The 17,235-nt window shown below is 74.1% G+C and carries 13 protein-coding genes; 10 read left to right on the top strand and 3 right to left on the bottom strand.

The window, feature by feature from the left end; genetic code table 11:
* Positions 1-131: 131 nt before the first annotated feature.
* Positions 132-3,821 carry a glycosyltransferase family 2 protein gene (locus ACZ5NJ_RS33155; protein ID WP_468769880.1) on the top strand — a complete coding sequence of 1,230 codons (3,690 nt, stop codon included), beginning with the start codon at positions 132-134 and terminating at the stop codon, positions 3,819-3,821.
* Complete coding sequence (locus ACZ5NJ_RS33150; protein WP_468769878.1) at positions 3,818-5,308, top strand: DUF5719 family protein; 1,491 nt, start codon at positions 3,818-3,820, stop codon at positions 5,306-5,308. Before ACZ5NJ_RS33155 ends, ACZ5NJ_RS33150 begins: the two co-directional genes overlap by 4 nt.
* Positions 5,309-5,349: 41 nt before the next feature.
* Here the strand turns inward: ACZ5NJ_RS33150 and ACZ5NJ_RS33145 are convergent, their stop codons facing one another.
* Complete coding sequence (locus ACZ5NJ_RS33145) at positions 5,350-5,826, bottom strand: metallopeptidase family protein (RefSeq protein WP_468769875.1); 477 nt, start codon at positions 5,824-5,826, stop codon at positions 5,350-5,352.
* 217 nt (positions 5,827-6,043) lie between these two features.
* Here ACZ5NJ_RS33145 and ACZ5NJ_RS33140 point away from each other — a divergent pair, with 217 nt between their 5' ends.
* The 6 genes from ACZ5NJ_RS33140 to ACZ5NJ_RS33115 all read left to right on the top strand — a co-directional run bounded on the left by ACZ5NJ_RS33140 (position 6,044) and on the right by ACZ5NJ_RS33115 (position 11,673).
* Positions 6,044-6,418, top strand: coding sequence for a DUF3499 domain-containing protein (locus tag ACZ5NJ_RS33140; RefSeq protein ID WP_468769873.1), 375 nt, complete (start codon positions 6,044-6,046; stop codon positions 6,416-6,418).
* Positions 6,419-6,496: 78 nt separating this feature from the next.
* On the top strand, positions 6,497-7,867 hold the full coding sequence (locus tag ACZ5NJ_RS33135) for a phosphomannomutase/phosphoglucomutase (RefSeq protein ID WP_468769871.1): 1,371 nt from the start codon (positions 6,497-6,499) through the stop codon (positions 7,865-7,867).
* Between the two features lie 213 nt (positions 7,868-8,080).
* On the top strand, positions 8,081-8,266 hold the full coding sequence (locus ACZ5NJ_RS33130) for a Trm112 family protein (protein WP_468769869.1): 186 nt from the start codon (positions 8,081-8,083) through the stop codon (positions 8,264-8,266).
* A gap of 59 nt (positions 8,267-8,325) precedes the next feature.
* Entirely contained in the window at positions 8,326-9,459 is a 1,134-nt protein-coding gene (locus tag ACZ5NJ_RS33125; RefSeq protein ID WP_468769867.1) for an SIS domain-containing protein, read from the top strand.
* A 45-nt stretch (positions 9,460-9,504) separates the two neighbouring features.
* Positions 9,505-10,662, top strand: coding sequence for a mannose-6-phosphate isomerase, class I (manA, locus tag ACZ5NJ_RS33120; protein WP_468769865.1), 1,158 nt, complete (start codon positions 9,505-9,507; stop codon positions 10,660-10,662).
* Positions 10,663-10,737: 75 nt separating this feature from the next.
* Positions 10,738-11,673, top strand: a complete 936-nt coding sequence (locus tag ACZ5NJ_RS33115) for a cation diffusion facilitator family transporter (protein ID WP_468769863.1) — start codon at positions 10,738-10,740, stop codon at positions 11,671-11,673.
* Positions 11,674-11,777: 104 nt separating this feature from the next.
* On the opposite strand, the gene lepB is transcribed toward ACZ5NJ_RS33115, so the two are convergent.
* Together lepB and ACZ5NJ_RS33105 are read right to left on the bottom strand one after the other, a co-directional pair.
* Complete coding sequence (gene lepB, locus ACZ5NJ_RS33110; RefSeq protein WP_468769862.1) at positions 11,778-12,551, bottom strand: signal peptidase I; 774 nt, start codon at positions 12,549-12,551, stop codon at positions 11,778-11,780.
* 118 nt (positions 12,552-12,669) lie between these two features.
* On the bottom strand, positions 12,670-14,619 hold the full coding sequence (locus ACZ5NJ_RS33105) for a fructose-specific PTS transporter subunit EIIC (protein ID WP_468769860.1): 1,950 nt from the start codon (positions 14,617-14,619) through the stop codon (positions 12,670-12,672).
* A gap of 322 nt (positions 14,620-14,941) precedes the next feature.
* Between ACZ5NJ_RS33105 and ahcY the strand changes: the two genes are divergently transcribed.
* Together ahcY and ACZ5NJ_RS33095 are read left to right on the top strand one after the other, a co-directional pair.
* Entirely contained in the window at positions 14,942-16,378 is a 1,437-nt protein-coding gene (gene ahcY / locus ACZ5NJ_RS33100; protein WP_468769859.1) for an adenosylhomocysteinase, read from the top strand.
* 106 nt (positions 16,379-16,484) lie between these two features.
* On the top strand, positions 16,485-17,147 hold the full coding sequence (locus ACZ5NJ_RS33095; RefSeq protein ID WP_468769857.1) for a hypothetical protein: 663 nt from the start codon (positions 16,485-16,487) through the stop codon (positions 17,145-17,147).
* Positions 17,148-17,235 lie beyond the last annotated feature (88 nt).

Below are 17,235 nucleotides of genomic sequence, written 5' to 3'. Positions count from 1 at the left end.
GACCGTCGTGTTCAGGGCCTTCTCCACAGGAGGCGGACCCGCCCCTTCCAAGCCGTTAGTGTGGGGCGCTGTCCAGCAGCCTCCGAGGGCACATCACCCCCGGATCCCCAGGCCGGAGGGCCCGTACCGCGATGTCCCCGCACAGCAACTCGCCGGTCTCCCACCAGGCGGCCGCCACCCCCGAGTTCCCCCGGCACGTCGTCACCGCCGTCCTCGTCGCCCACGACGGAGCCCGCTGGCTGCCCCAGACCCTCGCCGGACTCCTCGCCCAGGAACGCCCCGCGCAGGCCCACGTCGCCGCCGACACCGGCAGCGCCGACGCATCCGCCCGCCTCCTCGCCGAGGCCCTCGGCGACGACCGCGTCCTGCACCTCGCCCGCCGCACCGGATTCGGCGCCGCCGTCGACGAGGCCGCCCGAGCCGCCGGCACCCTCACCCCCGACGACCTCCCCTACCTCAAGCGCCCCAGCGGCTGGGACCCCGTCAGCCGCACCTGGCGCGACGACGCCTACGACCTGCCCGACCTCCCCCACGGCGAACCCGTCCAGTGGCTCTGGCTCCTCCACGACGACAGCGCCCCCGAACCCGACGCCCTCACCGAACTCCTGCGCGTCGCCGACCAGAACCCCGAAGCCGCCGTCATCGGCCCCAAGCTCCGCGGCTGGTACGACGCCAAGCAGCTCCTCGAAGCCGGCGTCACCATCGCCCGCAGCGGCCGCCGCTGGACCGGCCTCGACCGCCGCGAACAGGACCAGGGCCAGCACGACCAGGTCCGCCCCGTCCTCGCCGTCTCCACCGCCGGCATGCTCGTGCGCCGCGACGTGTACGACGCCCTCGGCGGCTTCGACCGCCGCCTGCCCCTCATGCGCGACGACGTCGACCTGTGCTGGCGCGCCCACAACGCCGGCCACACCGTCCTCGTCGCCCCCGACGCCGTCCTGCGCCACGCCGAGGCCGCCGCCCGCGAACGCCGCACCGTCGACTGCGCCGGCCGCTCCTCCGTCGACCCCCACCGCGTCGACAAGGCCGGCGCCGTCCACACCCTGCTGGCCAACACCCCCGGCCGCGCCCTGCCCTACGTCTTCCTGCGCCTGGTCCTCGGCACCCTCCTGCGCACCCTCGGCTACCTCATCGGCAAGGCCCCCGGCCAGGCCGCCGCAGAGTTCACCGGCCTGCTCGCCACCCTCCTGCGCCCCGGCCGGATCCTCGCCGCCCGCAAGGCCCGCCGCCGCACCGCCGCCTCCGTACCAGCCGCCGAACTGCGTCCCCTCTTCCCCCCGCCCGGCGCCACCCTGCGCGCGAGCGCCGAACAGCTCGCCGGCCACCTCGGCTCCGGCCAGGGCGCCGACCCCGCCCCCACCGGCCGGCACGGCGGCGCCGTCGAATCCGGGCCCGGCGGCGACGACGCCGACTACCTGGAGATCGAGCAGTTCGCCCGGCTCAAGCGGATCGCCCGCAAGCCCGCCCCCGTCCTGTTCGCCCTGCTCCTGCTCGTCTCCCTCGCCGCCTGCCGCGCCCTGATCGGCGGCGGCAGCCTCACGGGCGGCGCCCTGCTCCCCGCCCCCGCGAGCGCCCTCGACCTGTGGCACCGCTACACCACCGACTGGCAGCCCGCCGGCACCGGCACCACCGCCGGAGCACCCCCCTACCTCGCCGTCCTGGGCGCCCTGTCCGCCCTGCTGTTCGGCTCCACCAAGGCCGCGCTCACCCTCTTGCTCGTCTGTTCCGTCCCGCTCGCCGGCCTCACCGCCTACTTCGCCTCCCGGCCGCTCGCCGAATCCCGGCTGCTGCGCGCCTGGGCCGCCGTCGCCTACGCCCTCCTCCCCGCCGTCACCGGAGCCCTCGCCGGGGGCCGCCTGGGCACCGCCGTCCTCGCGGTCCTCCTGCCCCTCCTGGCCCGCTCCGCCGTCACCGCCTTCGGCCTCGCCGGCCGCGACACCCCCGGCACCTGGCGCGCGGTGTGGACGTTCACCCTCCTGCTGACCCTGGCCACCGCCTTCACCCCCGTCGCCTGGCCGCTCGCCGCCGTCCTCGGCGCCCTCGCCGTCCTGACGCGCCGCGCCCGCTGGAAGACGTACGCCCCGAGGCTGCTCGCCACCCTCGCCGTACCCGTCCTCGTCCTCGCCCCCTGGTCGGCGGGCCTGCTCACCCACCCCGCCCGCCTCCTGCGCGAGGCCGGACTCCCCTACGGCAGCGGCTCCGCCACCCCCCTCGGCCTGCTCATCGCGGACCCCGGCGGCCCCGGCACCGCCGGCGGGTTCCTCCTGGCCGGCACCCTGCTCGCCGCCCTCGCCGCCCTGCTGCGCGCCGACCGCCGCCAGGCCCTCGCCACCGCCTGGACCGCGGCCCTGGCCGGACTGTTCCTCGCCGTCCTGCTCAACCGCGGCGGCTGGGCCGGCCCCGGCACCCTCCTCTACGGGCTCGCGCTGATCGCCGCCGCCGTGGTCGGCGCCGACGGCGCCAAGGAGCGCGTCGCCGCCCGCAGCTTCGGCTGGCGCCAGCCGCTGGCCGCCCTGATCGCCCTCGCCGCGGCCGCCGGCCCGCTGCTCGCCGCGGCCGTCTGGACGGTCGCCGGCGCCGACGGGCCGATCCGGCGGCGCGACCCCGTCCAGGTCCCGGCGTTCGTCGCCGCCCAGTCCGACGACAGCAACCGCACCCGCACCCTCGTCCTCGGCGGAGACTCGGCCGCCACCGTCTCCTACACCCTGGTCCGCGGCGGCGGCGTCCGCCTCGGCGACGCCGAGGTCCTCGCCGACGCCGGCCCCCAGCGCCGCCTCACCCAGGCCGTCTCCAGCCTGGTCTCCGGCTCCGGCGCCGACCAGTCCGAGCAGCTCGGCGCCTTCGCCGTGCGGTACGTGATGATCCCGGCCGGCGGGTCCACCGCACTGCGGCAGGTCCTCGACGGCACCCCCGGCCTCAAGCAGCACCACCAGGACGACGGCACCGCCGTCTGGGAGGTCCAGCGCCTCCCCGCCCGCGTCGTGATCGTCCCCGCCCGGCAGGGCCAGGCCCCCATCGCCGTCGACGCCGGACCCGTCGAGGCCCACGCCAAGGTCCCGGCCGGCGAGGAGGGCCGCACCCTGCGCCTCGCCGACCGGGCCGACCCCGGCTGGAAGGCCACCCTCGACGGCAAGCCCCTGACCCCCGTCACCCTCGACGGCTGGGCGCAGGGCTTCGAGCTGCCCCGCGGCGGCGGCCGGCTCGACCTCGTCCACCAGGACTCCGCCACCCGCGACGCCTGGCACTGGGCGCAGGGCCTGCTCGCCCTGGTCCTGCTGGTGATGGCCCTGCCGGGCCGCCGCGCCCGCCTCGACGACGACCTCCCCGAGGAGACGGCGCCCGACCCCGCCGACGGCGAGACGGGCCAGGGCCGCCGCGCCCGGCGCCGGGACGCGCGGGCCGCCGAAGAGCCCGAGCCGGCCCCGGCGGACGCCCTCGTCGACCCGTACGCGCAGATCCCGGCACAGCAGGTGTACGGCGAGGAGTCGTACGCCTACCAGGAGCCCTACGCCTACGAACCCCCGTACGAGGCCGGCCCCGGGCAGCAGCACGACGCGCCTCCCCCTTACCCCCACCAGCCCCAGGCACCCCAGTACCCCCAGGCGCCCCAGTACCCCCAGGCGCCCCAGTACCCGGAGTACTCCCCGTACCCGGAGTACCCGGAGTACGGCGGGGCCCACGCCCAGCCCCCGCAGCAGCCGCCCTTCCCGCACCAGCAGCAGGCCGGGCAGCGGCAGCCCCACCCGTACGAGTACGAACCCCAGCAGTACGACGCCTACGGACAGCACCACCCGCGTCCGGACGGGAGCCCCCAGCCGTGAAGCAGCGCGCCCCCCTGACGCTCGCGGCCGTGACGGCGGCCCTCGCCGCCGGCTGCGGCCTGGCCTTCCTCACCGCCCCCGCACCCGCGGCCCCGGCGGCCGGCGCCCAGCGCGCGGCCGCCGCCCGGATGCCGGTGGAGCGGTCGGTCCTGGTCTGCCCGGCCCCCAGCTCCTCGGACATCGCCGACACCACCTACACCTCCCTCACCCCGGCCACCCCCGGCAAGGACGCCGCGAAGGGCACGGCCCGGCTGGCCACGAAGGAGGGCAAGACGGTCCTGGAGCCCAAGGAGCCCGGCAAGCCGGTCGCGGCCACCGCCTCCGGCGCCGAGGCGCCCGCGCTCACGGGCTCCGCCCAAGGGTCCCTGGCGCCCGGCTGGACCGCCCAGCAGACCACCAAGGTCGCGGTCGGCCAGGGACGCGGCCTGCTCGGGCTCGCCTGCACCGCGCCCGGTACCGACTTCTGGTTCCCCGGCGTCAGCACCGCCAAGGGCCGTCAGGACTACGTCCACCTCACCAACCCCGACGACACCGTCGCCGAGGTGGACATCAAGCTGTACGGCCCCGACGGCCTGCTCAAGCCCAAGCCGGGCACCGCCGACCCCGTCATCACGGTCGAACCCCACTCCACCACCAAGGTGTGGCTGGCCCAGCTGGCCGCCGACGCCCAGCTCCCCGACGTCACCGCGCACGTGACCACCGGCTCCGGGCGGGTGGGCGCCTCCACGCAGATCGCCGAGGACGGCGTCGGCTCCGACTGGCTGCCGGCCTCGGCCGGCCCGGCGGGCTCCCTGGTCCTGCCGGGCATCCCGGCCGACGCCGCCTCCGTGCGGCTGGTCGCCTTCGCGCCCGGCGAGGACGACGCCGTCCTGAACGTGAAGCTGTCCGGCCCGAACGGTTCCATCAGCCCGGCGGGCAAGGAGCAGCTGCACGTCAAGGCGGGGATGACGGCCTCGGTCGACCTGGCCGACGTGACCCGCGGCGAGGCCGGCTCCCTCCTGCTGGCCCCCGCCGACCCGAAGAAGCCCGTACCGGTGGTGGCGGCGCTGCGGGTGGTCCGCGGCACCGGGGCCAAGCAGGAGATGGCGTTCATCCCGGCGAGCCCGGCGGTCGGGGAGCGCGCCACCGTCGCCGACAACCGGCCCGACGACAAGGCCACCACCCTGACGCTCACCGCCGCGGGCGCCGACGCCAAGGTCCGCGTCACCGCCTCCGCGGGCACCGAGGGCGGCCAGTCGGCCGTGCAGGAGCTCACCCTCAAGGCCGGCACCACCCGCGTGCTGACACCGACCCCGGCCCCGTCCGGCGGCAAGGGCCCGTACGCGCTGACGGTCGAGACCCTCTCCGGCGGCCCGGTCCACGCGGCCCGCACCCTGACCCTGCCGCAGGACGGGATCCCGATGTTCACCGTCCAGACGTTCGCGGACGACCGCTCGCGGGTCTCCGTCCCCCAGGCCGTCGAGGACCCGGCGATCCTGGTCCGCTGAGGGCCCCGGCGGCCCGGGGCCCCGGGCCCCGGTACGGGGGCTCAGTCCTGCCCGTACCGGGGGTCGACGGTCTCCGGCGAGAGCCCCAGCAGCTCCGCCACCTGCTCCACGACGATCTCGTGCACCAGCAGCGCCCGCTCGTCGCGCGTCTTCGCCCGGATCTCCACCGGCCGCCGGAACACCACGATCCGCGCCGGCCGCCCGTCGCGGGCCTCCACCAGCCCGCCCAGCGGCACCGCCTCGTCGTTCCAGCCGCCATCCGCGCCACCCGGCGGCCCCGGGACGTCCGCGACCACGAACTCCACCTCGTCCAGCTGCGGCCAGCGCCGCTCCAGCCGCTCCACGGAATCCCGTACGAGGTCGCCGAACAGCTCCGCCCGGCTCGCCGACAGCGGCACCTGCGGCGGGGCCAGCGGCCCGCGCATCCCGCGGCCGTGCCGGTCGCGCCGCCGGGGTCTGGGCTCCCGGGGGGCCGCTGCGTCGGGTGCGGGGCGGGGAGGAAGCGAACTGTCCGTCACCCCGGCAGGGTAGCCCGCGTGCGAGGACGCGCCACGGCCTCGATCCGGTCACGACCTGGTGTCGCGGCGGTGTCGCCCCCCGAACGATCCGGGCAAGATCGCGCACCATTACGGACTCGCTGCCCCCCTTCGTCACCACCCGCCGGAGACGACACGGGGGAGTGGCCGGGGGGCGAGTCGTCGCGGCCCGGTCAAGAGTGCGGTACCGTCCAACGTCGTGAGCCTTGTACGTCGCTGTTCGCGCACCGCGTGCGGCCGCCCTGCCGTCGCCACACTGACGTACGTCTACGCCGACTCGACCGCAGTTCTCGGCCCGCTCGCCACCTACGCCGAGCCCCACTGCTATGACCTGTGCGCCGAGCACTCCGAGCGCCTGACCGCCCCGCGCGGCTGGGAGGTCGTCCGCCTGTCGGACGGCTCCGGGCCGTCCGCCCGCAGCGGCGACGACCTCGAAGCGCTGGCCAACGCCGTCCGTGAGGCGGCCCGTCCGCCCGAGCGCGCGGCCGAGGCCGGCGGCTCCTCCGGGGGCGCCCCGACGGCCGGCGAGACCCGGCGCGGTCACCTGCGCGTCCTGCGTTCGCCCGATTCCTGACACCCGGATCGTCTGAAAAGCCACTCTCCGTACAAGGTAGGTTTGCTGCACCGCACGGAACCTTCAGGAGGGCAGGCAGTGGCCGCAGATCTTTCGAACATCGTCAAGGCATACGACGTACGCGGCGTCGTGCCGGACGAATGGGACGAGCCGCTGGCCGAACTCTTCGGCGCGGCGTTCGTCGCGGTCACCGGTGCGAGCGCCATCGTCGTCGGCCACGACATGCGGCCTTCCTCGCCCGGCCTGTCGGCGGCCTTCGCCCGCGGCGCGGCCGCCCGCGGCGTCGACGTCACCCTCATCGGGCTGTGCTCCACCGACCAGCTGTACTACGCCTCCGGCAAGCTGGACCTGCCCGGCGCCATGTTCACGGCCTCCCACAACCCGGCCCAGTACAACGGCATCAAGCTGTGCCGCGCCGGCGCCGCCCCCGTGGGCCAGGACACCGGCCTCGCCACCATCCGCGAGCTCGCCGAGAAGTGGACCGACGAGGGCGCCCCGGAGATCCCCGCCGGCACCGTCCCGGGCACCATCACCGAGCAGGACACCCTCGCCGGCTACGCCGCGCACCTGAAGTCCCTGGTGGACCTCAGCGCGATCCGTCCGCTGAAGGTCGTCGTCGACGCGGGCAACGGCATGGGCGGCCACACCGTCCCCACCGTCTTCGAGGGCCTGCCGCTGGAGCTCGTCCCGATGTACTTCGAGCTGGACGGCACCTTCCCGAACCACGAGGCCAACCCCCTCGACCCGAAGAACATCGTCGACCTCCAGGAGCGCGTGAAGGCCGAGGGCGCCGACCTCGGCCTCGCCTTCGACGGCGACGCCGACCGCTGCTTCGTCGTCGACGAGCGCGGCGAGGGCGTCTCCCCGTCCGCCATCACCGCCCTGGTCGCGGCCCGCGAGCTGGCCCGCAACGGCGGCACCGGCACGATCATCCACAACCTGATCACCTCCTGGTCGGTCCCGGAGGTCGTCCGCGAGAACGGCGGCACCCCCGTCCGCACCCGCGTGGGCCACTCCTTCATCAAGGCCGAGATGGCCACCTCCGGCGCGATCTTCGGCGGCGAGCACTCCGCGCACTACTACTTCAAGGACTTCTGGAACGCGGACACCGGCATGCTCGCCGCGCTCCACGTCCTCGCGGCCCTCGGCGGCCAGGACGGCGCGCTCTCCGAGCTGGTCTCCTCCTACGACCGCTACACCGGCTCCGGCGAGATCAACTCCACCGTCGCCGACCAGGCCGCCCGCACCGCCGAGGTCAAGGCCGCCTACGCCGGCCGCGAGGGCGTCACCTTCGACGAGCTGGACGGCCTCACCGTCTCCGCCGCCGACTGGTGGTTCAACCTCCGCCCCTCGAACACCGAGCCCCTCCTGCGCCTCAACGTCGAGGCCCGCGACGAGGCCACCCTCGCCAAGCTCCGCGACGAGGTCCTGTCCCTGGTCCGCGCGTAGGGCTCCGCCGGCGGGGCTGGTCCAGGCCGGCCCCGCCCCGCCCCGCGACATTCAGCCCCGCCGGCGTTTGAGGCGCGGGGGCGCGGGGGCAGAGCCCCCGGAACGGCGCCGCACGCGCACCGCCAGCCGCACCAGACGGAGCCACGCGGCACCGGAGGTGACTCGGCGGTACGCTGACCACGCCCAATCCGCACCCCCGAAGGGAACCGCCCCATGCCGCTCGAAGCCGGCCTGCTGGAGATCCTCGCCTGCCCCGCCTGCCACGCCCCCCTCCAGGACAACTCGGCGGACGAGACCAGCCCCGAGCTGATCTGCACCGGGCAGGACTGCGGCCTCGCCTACCCGGTCCGCGACGGCATCCCGGTCCTCCTCGTCGACGAGGCCCGCCGCCCGGCCTGACCCGGCCCCGCACTCCCCGCTCGACCAGCCTGGATCCGTCAACCCCGCCGGAGGCCCCCATGCTCGACGAGTCACTCCTCGACGCACCGGACGATCTCGCCCGTGCCGACCGCCGCGGCCTGCTCCGCGGCGCCGCCGAGGCCGGGGCCAGAGTGCGCACCGCCGCCCGGCACGCCGCCGAGGCCGGCCTCGCGGACCTGCGCCCCGACGGGCGCCCCCGCGCCGTGCTCATCGCCGGCCCCGGCACCGCCGCCACCGGCGTCGCCGACCTCCTCGGCGCCCTCGCCGGAGCCTCCGCCCCGGTGACCCGCCTGCACCCCACCGGCGTCGCGCACGCCGCCGGGGCGCTGCGCTGGACCCTGCCCGGCTGGGCGGGCCCCGTGGACCTGCTGCTCATCGCCACCACCGACGGCAGCGAGCCCGGCCTCGGCGTCCTCGCCGAGCAGGCCTACCGGCGCGGCTGCACCGTCGTGGCCGTCGCCCCCGAGCGCTCCCCGCTCGGCGAGACCGTCGACGGCGCGCACGGACTCCTCGTACCGATGGCCAAGGCCCCGTACCAGGAGTACGACGAATCGGCCGCCGCCGGACCCGGCGCCCTGTGGGCCCTGCTCACCCCGCTGCTGGTGCTCCTCGACAAGGTCGGACTGATCGCGGCCGCCCCCGACGCCCTCCAGCGCGTCGCCGACCGCCTCGACCGCACCGCCGAGCGCTGCGGCCCGGCCATCGCCACGTACTCCAACCCGGCCAAGACCCTCGCCGCCGAACTCGCCGACTCCCTCCCCCTCATCTGGAGCGAGGGCACCGGCGCCGGCCCGGCCGGCCGCCGCTTCGCCGCGACCCTCGCCGAGCTCGCCGGCCGGCCCGCCCTCGCCGCCGACCTCCCCGAGGCGCTGCCCGCGCACGGCGTCCTGCTCTCCGGGGCCTTCGCCGCCGGAGCCGACCCCGACGACTTCTTCCGCGACCGCGTCGAGGAGCCCCAGGCCCTGCGCGCCCGCGTCGTACTGCTGCGCGACCGGCCCACCGGCGGACTCACCGCCGCACCGGCCGCGCGCGAGCTCGCCCTCAGCCACGACACGGCCGTCAGCGAGCTCGAACCGGAGGAGGGCGGGGAACTGGAACAGCTCGCCGAACTCCTCGCCGTCACCGACTTCGCCACCGCCTACCTGGCGCTGGCGGCGCGGGGACACAGCTGAGGCACACACCCGTGCCCGCACCGCACCAGATCCAGGAAGACCACGATGGACCGCCTCACGAACACGATCCGCCCCTACGCGTGGGGATCCACCACCGCGATCCCGGCCCTCCTCGGCGTCGAACCCACCGGTGAGCCCCAGGCCGAGATGTGGATGGGCGCCCACCCGGGCGCCCCGTCCCGCCTCGACCGCGGAGCGGGCGAGACCACGCTGTCGGCCGTCATCGCCGCCGACCCCGAGGGCGAACTCGGCCCCGCGGCCGTCGCGAAGTTCGGCCCCTCCCTGCCGTTCCTGCTGAAGATCCTGGCCGCGGGCGCCCCCCTCTCCCTCCAGGTCCACCCCGACCTCGCGCAGGCCAGGGCCGGCTTCGAGGACGAGGAGCGCCGCGGGGTCCCCGTGGAGGCGGGCCACCGCAACTACAAGGACGCCAACCACAAGCCCGAACTGATCTGCGCCCTCACCCCCTTCGACGGCCTGTGCGGCTTCCGGCCGCCCCTGGAGGCCGCGGACCTCCTCGAAGGCCTCGGCGTCGACTCCCTCAAGCCGTACGTGGACCTGCTGCGCGCCCACCCCGTCGACGCGGCCCTGCGCGAGGTCCTCACCGCCGTCCTCACCGCCGACCGCGCGGAGATGGCCCACACCGTCGCCGAGACCACGGCCGCCGCCGAGCGCCTCGGCGGCCCGTACGCCCCGTACGCGGGGCTCGTGCACGACTACCCCGGCGACCCGGGCGTGATCGCGGCCCTGCTCCTCAACCACGTCCGGCTCCAGCCCGGCGAGGCCATGTTCCTCGGCGCCGGCATCCCGCACGCCTACCTCGACGGCCTCGGCGTCGAGCTGATGGCCAACTCGGACAACGTGCTGCGCTGCGGCCTGACCCCCAAGCACGTCGACGTCCCCGAGCTGCTGAAGGTCGTCGTCTTCGAGCCCAGCGTCCCCGGCCTGCTGCGCCCCGAGGGCGACGGCGAGGAGGTCTACGAGACCCCTGTCGACGAATTCCGCCTCTCCCGCTTCGTACTGCCCCCCGGCGGCGCGCCCCGCACCCTTCCCGACACCGCCCCGCAGATCCTGCTCTGCACCGCGGGCGCCCCGAAGGCCGGCGAACTGGCCCTCGCCCCGGGCGAGTCGGTATTCGTCCCGGCGGGCGAAAAGGTCGAACTGTCCGGAACCGGCACGATGTTCCGTGCCACTGTGGTCATCTGACGTGACATCGGCCGCACGGGCAGCTGCAACAATGTGCGGCCGTAGCCAGTGGCCAGGAAAGGACATCCAGCACCCATGAGCGCGTCGGGCGGCACCAAGGCGATCGTGGCGGCACTCGCCGCCAACCTGGCCATCGCTGTGGCCAAGTTCGTGGCCTTCCTCTTCAGCGGCTCCTCGTCGATGCTCGCGGAGAGCGTCCACTCGGTCGCCGACTCCGGGAACCAGGGCCTGCTGCTCCTCGGCGGCAAGAAGGCGCAGCGCGAGGCCACCCCCCAGCACCCCTTCGGATACGGGCGCGAACGCTACATCTACGCCTTCCTCGTCTCCATCGTCCTCTTCACGGTCGGCGGCATGTTCGCCCTCTACGAGGGCTACGAGAAGATCCACGACCCGCACCCCATCGAGTCCTGGTACTGGCCCGTCGGCGTGCTCGTCTTCGCGGTCGTCGCGGAGGGCTTCTCCTTCCGCACCGCGATCAAGGAGTCGAACGAGACCCGCGGCAGCCAGTCCTGGGGCCAGTTCATCAAGAGCGCCAAGGCCCCCGAGCTGCCCGTGGTCCTGCTGGAGGACCTCGGCGCGCTCATCGGCCTCGTCCTCGCCCTGCTCGGCGTCGGCCTCGCCCTGATCACCGGCGACGGCGTGTGGGACGGCATCGGCACCGTCTGCATCGGCACCCTGCTGATCGGCATCGCCGTCATCCTCGCCCTGGAGACCAAGTCCCTGCTGCTCGGCGAGTCCGCCGGCACGGCCGAGGTCGAGAAGATCAAGGCCGCGCTCGTCGACGGGGACACCGTCACCGGCGTCATCCACATGCGCACCCTGCACCTGGGCCCCGAGGAGCTGCTGGTCGCCGCCAAGATCGCCGTCCAGCACGACGACACCGCGACCGAGGTGGCCAACGCCATCAACGCCGCCGAGGCCCGGATCCGCGCCTCCGTCCCGATCGCCCGCGTGATCTACCTGGAGCCGGACATCTACAACCCCGAGGCCGCCAAGGCCGACGGCCGCTGAACGGCCGCCCGGGATCCCGTCCCGGCCGGGCACCGCGCCCGGACGCACGAAGGCCCCCGCCGCTCCGTCGAGCCGCGGGGGCCTTCGCCCTGTCGGAGGGGACGCTACGAGGGCACGTCCGCGCGCTCACCGGGCGCCACCGGAACCTCCCCGGCCTTCCCCGACGCGGCCGCGGCCGCCACGGGCGCCGCGGCGGACGCGGGGCCGGACCCGGACCCGGACGCGGCGGCGTCGGCGGCCCGCGCCGCCCGACCGGCCCGCCGGGACAGGAACGCCAGCACCGCGCCGGCCACCAGCACCAGCCCGCCGGCCAGCTGCCCCCACACGGCCAGCTTCGCCATCGGGTACGCCACGACCTTGGCGACGACCCCGTCCGCGCGAACCGGCCCGTTGTTCGCGTACTGCGAGCCGTCCGAGTTCATCCGGTTGTCGCCCATCAGGAACAGGGACCCCTCGGGCACCGTCACGTCGAAGGCCACGGCCGACGGGTTCTTCCACTGCTCCAGGTACGGCTCGTCCAGCGGCTCACCGTTCAGCACCAGGCGGTACTGGCCGGCGGTCTTGCTGCTCGGCTTGTACCGGATGCGGTCACCGCCGACGGCGATGACCCGGTTCATCTGCGTCTTCTGCAGGGACCACGGAACGGGGGAGAGGACGATGTCCCCCCGGCGGATCTGCCCCGCGGTCACCGGCTCCAGGTAGATGCTCTCCCCGTCGGTGTAGGTCGGCGCCATCTGCCAGCCGGCCGCCTCGCCCTCCGAGTAGCGTGACGGAGGGTTCACGGCCTTCGCCACCGTCACCCCTGCGAGGATGACCGCTCCGAGCACCAGCAGGACGATCGCCGCGATCCCGCGCCCGCGTCCTGGCCTGTGTGTCATTTCGTCCCTTCCGATGTACCTGCCTTGCATCGTAGGTCGACGGCGACACGGCGAACGCCGCCGGGGCCCTGGTCCGGGCACTCCGTAGATACCGATTCGGACACTGCCCGCACGGCGGCTAGCGGATCTCGCGCAGCACCTCCAGGACGGACGGCACGTCCGGCGCGGACCCCAGCCGGTCCCGGAAACCGGCGTCCATCAGCTTCCGTGACAGCAGCGCCAGGATCCGCAGGTGCTCGTCGCCGGCGGAGGCCTCCGGCACCGCGACCATGAAGATCAGCCGGGCCTTCGTACCGTCCGGCGCACCCCACTCGATGCCCTCGGCGGACCGGGCGAACCCCACCGTCGGGCGGGTCACCGCGTCCGTCTTGGCGTGCGGGATCGCGATCGACTCGCCGAGCCCGGTCGTGCCCTGCGCCTCCCGGGCGAGCGCGACCCGTACGAGCTCCTCCACGTCCCGCACGGTGCCGGTGGAGGCGAGCACCCCGGCCATCTCTCGGATCGCCGCCTCCTTGGAACCCGCCGCCACCTCCGTCCTGACGGTCCGCTCCGTCAGGTAGCCCGACAGCACCTCCGCCGGCGCCCGCGGCGCCTCCCCGGCCGGGGCGGCCTGGGCAGGGGCAGGGGCCTTGCGGCGCTTGACGTCGATCAGCGCGTTGGTCGTCAGCGCGGTCACCACCGTGCCGACGGCGATGGCCACGAAGAACATCGCCACCCCGCTGATCGCGCCGAACAGGGAGACGACCGGACCGCCGTGCGGCACCGAGTTCCCCACCCCGGCCACCCCGGCCACCGCCCCGGCCACCGCCCCGCCCAGCATGTTCGCGGGGATGACCTGCGCGGGACGCGCCGCGGCGAAGGGGATCGCCCCCTCCGAGATGCCGAAGAAGCCCATGAACAGGGCCGCCATGCCCGCTTCCCGCTCCTGGCCGGTGTAGAGCCCGCGGCGCAGCAGCGTCGCCAGGCCCTGGCCGAGCGGCATGACCGGGATCGCGGCGGCCGCCATGCCCATGACCGCGTTGTCGGTGCCGATCAGGCCCACGGCCACGAGGAACGCCGTCTTGTTGACCGGGCCGCCCATGTCGAAGGCGATCATCAGGCCGATCAGGGCGCCGAGGGCGACGGCACTGGAGCCGGTCATCCCGTTCAGCCAGTCGGTCAGGTGCGTGAAGGCCCAGGAGATCGGCTGCCCGATGACGTAGATGTAGAAGAGCCCGAGCGCCAGCGTCGACACGATCGGGATCACGATGATCGGCATGATCGGCCGGACGAACCGGGGGACCTCGACCTTCTTGATCCACACGACCAGGTAGCCGGCCAGGAAGCCGGTGGCGATGGCGCCCAGGAAGCCCGCGTTCGCGTCCGCCCCGTAGATGTTCACGGCGTCGGCGGCCAGGAACCCGCCGATCATGCCCGGCACGAGCGCGGGCCGGTCGCCGAGGGCGTGGGCGATGTAGCCGGAGAAGATCGGCAGCATCAGCTTGAAGCCGAGACCGCCCAGCGCGTTGACGTAGAACCAGAACGAGTCCTTGTCGAACTCGATGCCCTTGGGCGTGGTGTGCCCGCCGAGCGCGATCGAGACGGCCAGCAGCAGACCGCCCACGACCACGAACGGGATCATGTGGGAGACGCCGTTCATCAGCGCCTTGTAGGCGGCGCCGCGCTCCCGGCCCCCGCCCGCCGGACCGCCGGGGGTCGCGGTCCCGCTCTGCACCGGCGCGGTCCGCACCCGCTCGATCAGCTCCTTCGGCCGGTGGATGCCGTCGGCCACGCCGGTGGACAGGACCCGCTTGCCGGCGAAGCGCGCGCGGTCCACCTCCCTGTCGGCGGCGATGATGATCCCGTCCGCCTCTTTGACATCGTTGTCAGTGAGTACGTTCTCCGCCCCGATGGAACCCTGCGTCTCCACCTTCATCTCCACGCCGAGTTCGGCGGCGGCCTGCCGGAGCTTCTCCGCGGCCATGTAGGTGTGCGCGATCCCCGTCGGGCACGCGGTGACGGCGAGCAGCCTCGGCCGCCCCTCCCCGCCCGCGCCCCCGCCGCCGGGGCGGTCGGCCGTAGTACTCACGTGGAATCTCCTTCGTGCGCCGGGTGCGTCCCCCGGCATCCTCCACCACCCGAGGAGTGGATCAAAAGTCCGAAAGGCCCCGAACCTTCCGCCGGACGGCCCGGAAACGAGCCGTGACTCGATCCCCTGCGGGCTGGGGCGCGCTGCGCCGACCGGTGTAGATTCGTCATCAGTGTCAGGCGTCGCTGCTGATGGCGGTCGGGCGGTCCTTCGAGACCGGCCGAGGGGAGAGAGGGCCCCGCGACGGACTGTGCTCGGCGCACCGGCCCGCCCGTGCGCGGCTCAGCCGTACCCACCTCTCGACCCATGAGGAGCAGCACCCATGGACTTCAAGGTCGCCGACCTTTCCCTTGCCGCTTTCGGCCGCAAGGAGATCACCCTGGCCGAGCACGAGATGCCGGGTCTGATGTCGATCCGCCGGGAGTACGCCGAGGCGCAGCCGCTGGCCGGCGCCCGCATCACCGGCTCCCTGCACATGACCGTGCAGACCGCCGTCCTGATCGAGACGCTGGTCGCGCTCGGCGCCGACGTCCGCTGGGCCTCCTGCAACATCTTCTCCACCCAGGACCACGCGGCCGCCGCCATCGCCGTCGGCCCGAACGGCACCCCGGAGAACCCGCAGGGCGTTCCGGTCTTCGCCTGGAAGGGCGAGACGCTGGAGGAGTACTGGTGGTGCACGGAGCAGGCGCTGACCTGGCCGAACACCCCCACCGGCGGCCCGAACATGATCCTCGACGACGGTGGTGACGCCACCCTCCTCGTCCACAAGGGCGTCGAGTTCGAAAAGGCCGGCGCGGCCCCGGACCCGTCCACCGCGGACTCGGAGGAGTACGCCTACATCCTGACCCTCCTCAACCGCACCCTCGCCGAGTCGCCCCAGAAGTGGACCCAGCTCGCCTCCGAGATCCGCGGCGTGACGGAGGAGACCACCACCGGTGTCCACCGCCTCTACGAGATGATGCAGTCCGGCGACCTCCTCTTCCCGGCGATCAACGTGAACGACGCGGTGACGAAGTCGAAGTTCGACAACAAGTACGGCTGCCGCCACTCGCTGATCGACGGCATCAACCGTGCCACCGATGTCCTGATCGGCGGCAAGGTCGCGGTCGTCTGTGGTTATGGCGACGTCGGCAAGGGCTGCGCGGAGTCGCTGCGGGGCCAGGGCGCCCGGGTGATCGTCACGGAGATCGACCCGATCTGCGCGCTGCAGGCGGCGATGGACGGCTACCAGGTCGCCACCCTCGACGATGTGGTGGAGATCGCGGACATCTTCATCACGACGACGGGCAACAAGGACATCATCATGGCCGCGGACATGGCCAAGATGAAGCACCAGGCGATCGTGGGCAACATCGGCCACTTCGACAACGAGATCGACATGGCGGGCCTGGCCAAGATCGACGGCATCGTCAAGGACGAGGTCAAGCCGCAGGTCCACACCTGGACGTTCCCCGACGGCAAGGTCCTGATCGTGCTGTCCGAGGGCCGCCTGCTGAACCTGGGCAACGCGACCGGCCACCCCTCGTTCGTGATGTCGAACTCCTTCGCGGACCAGACCCTGGCCCAGATCGAGCTGTTCACCAAGCCCGAGGAGTACCCGACCGACGTCTACGTGCTGCCCAAGCACCTCGACGAGAAGGTCGCCCGCCTCCACCTCGACGCCCTCGGCGTCAAGCTCACCACCCTGCGCCCGGAGCAGGCCGCCTACATCGGCGTCGAGGTCGAGGGCCCGTACAAGCCCGACCACTACCGCTACTGATCCCCACGGATCCCGCGGATCGCGCACACTGAAGCAGGCCCCCGGCACCCCGTGCCGGGGGCCTGCCCCATCCGCACCCCGTAACGCCAGCCAAGGACCACGCCCCATGCCCCGCGGCCGCTACTCGCTCCACGACCCGCACGACCACACCCCCCTCGGCGAGGAGCACTTCCACTGCGCCCCCGGACCCTCGGGCTGGCGGTACGTCTCCCAGACCACCGCCCCCGGCGGAGACCACCGGGGCTCCGTCGACCTGGCCGTCGACGCGCTCGGCCGCCCCATCCGCCTCGAAGTCCACGCATCGAGCTGGCAGATCCGCGGCGCCGCCATCGACGGGGTCACCTGGGTCCGCACCGACCCCACCGGCACGGAGGCCACCGAGGGCAACGTCGCCGCCCCCGGCTTCACCGGCACCTCCCCGGCCTTCCTCATCGCGACGGCCCGCCTGCTGCGCCTGGCTCCCGGCGCCCCCGCGACCCGGATCCGGCTCGTCGCCCTCACCGACCCCGTCCTCGCCCCCCGCACCGTCGACCAGGCCTGGGCCCTGCGCTCCCGCGCCGAGCACCCCACCGACAGCGGGACGCTCGTCGTGGACGAATACCAGGTCACCGCCCTCGACACGGGCGAGGTCCACACCGTCCACATCGCCGGCGACGTCGTCCTCTCCGCCCCCGGCATCGAACTCGAACACCTGGAGTCCCCGCCCTCCACCTTCACGGACGCCGACGACTTCACGGAGTCCGAGCAGTTCGAGCAACCCGAGGCCTAGACGAGTAAGTCCGAAGTCCTGGTCAGTGGTCGTAGGCGATCAGTGATCGTGTGATCGGTGTTCCGGTGGCCCGGTTGTGCCAGATCGC

This window comes from Streptomyces sp. NPDC032091 (genome assembly GCF_055580265.1).
The sequence above is the reverse complement of the archived record's forward strand: the minus strand, read 5'-3'. Positions and strand labels throughout refer to the sequence as shown.

Excerpts from the sequence above, each read along its gene's own strand:
- lepB (WP_468769862.1), bottom strand. The coding sequence starts at position 12,551 with ATGACACACAGGCCAGGACGCGGGCGCGGGATCGCGGCGATCGTCCTG.
- ACZ5NJ_RS33125 (WP_468769867.1), top strand. The coding sequence starts at position 8,326 with ATGCTCGACGAGTCACTCCTCGACGCACCGGACGATCTCGCCCGTGCC.
- ACZ5NJ_RS33155 (WP_468769880.1), top strand. The coding sequence starts at position 132 with ATGTCCCCGCACAGCAACTCGCCGGTCTCCCACCAGGCGGCCGCCACC.
- ACZ5NJ_RS33115 (WP_468769863.1), top strand. The coding sequence starts at position 10,738 with ATGAGCGCGTCGGGCGGCACCAAGGCGATCGTGGCGGCACTCGCCGCC.
- manA (WP_468769865.1), top strand. The coding sequence starts at position 9,505 with ATGGACCGCCTCACGAACACGATCCGCCCCTACGCGTGGGGATCCACC.
- ahcY (WP_468769859.1), top strand. The coding sequence starts at position 14,942 with ATGGACTTCAAGGTCGCCGACCTTTCCCTTGCCGCTTTCGGCCGCAAG.
- ACZ5NJ_RS33130 (WP_468769869.1), top strand. The coding sequence starts at position 8,081 with ATGCCGCTCGAAGCCGGCCTGCTGGAGATCCTCGCCTGCCCCGCCTGC.
- ACZ5NJ_RS33095 (WP_468769857.1), top strand. The coding sequence starts at position 16,485 with ATGCCCCGCGGCCGCTACTCGCTCCACGACCCGCACGACCACACCCCC.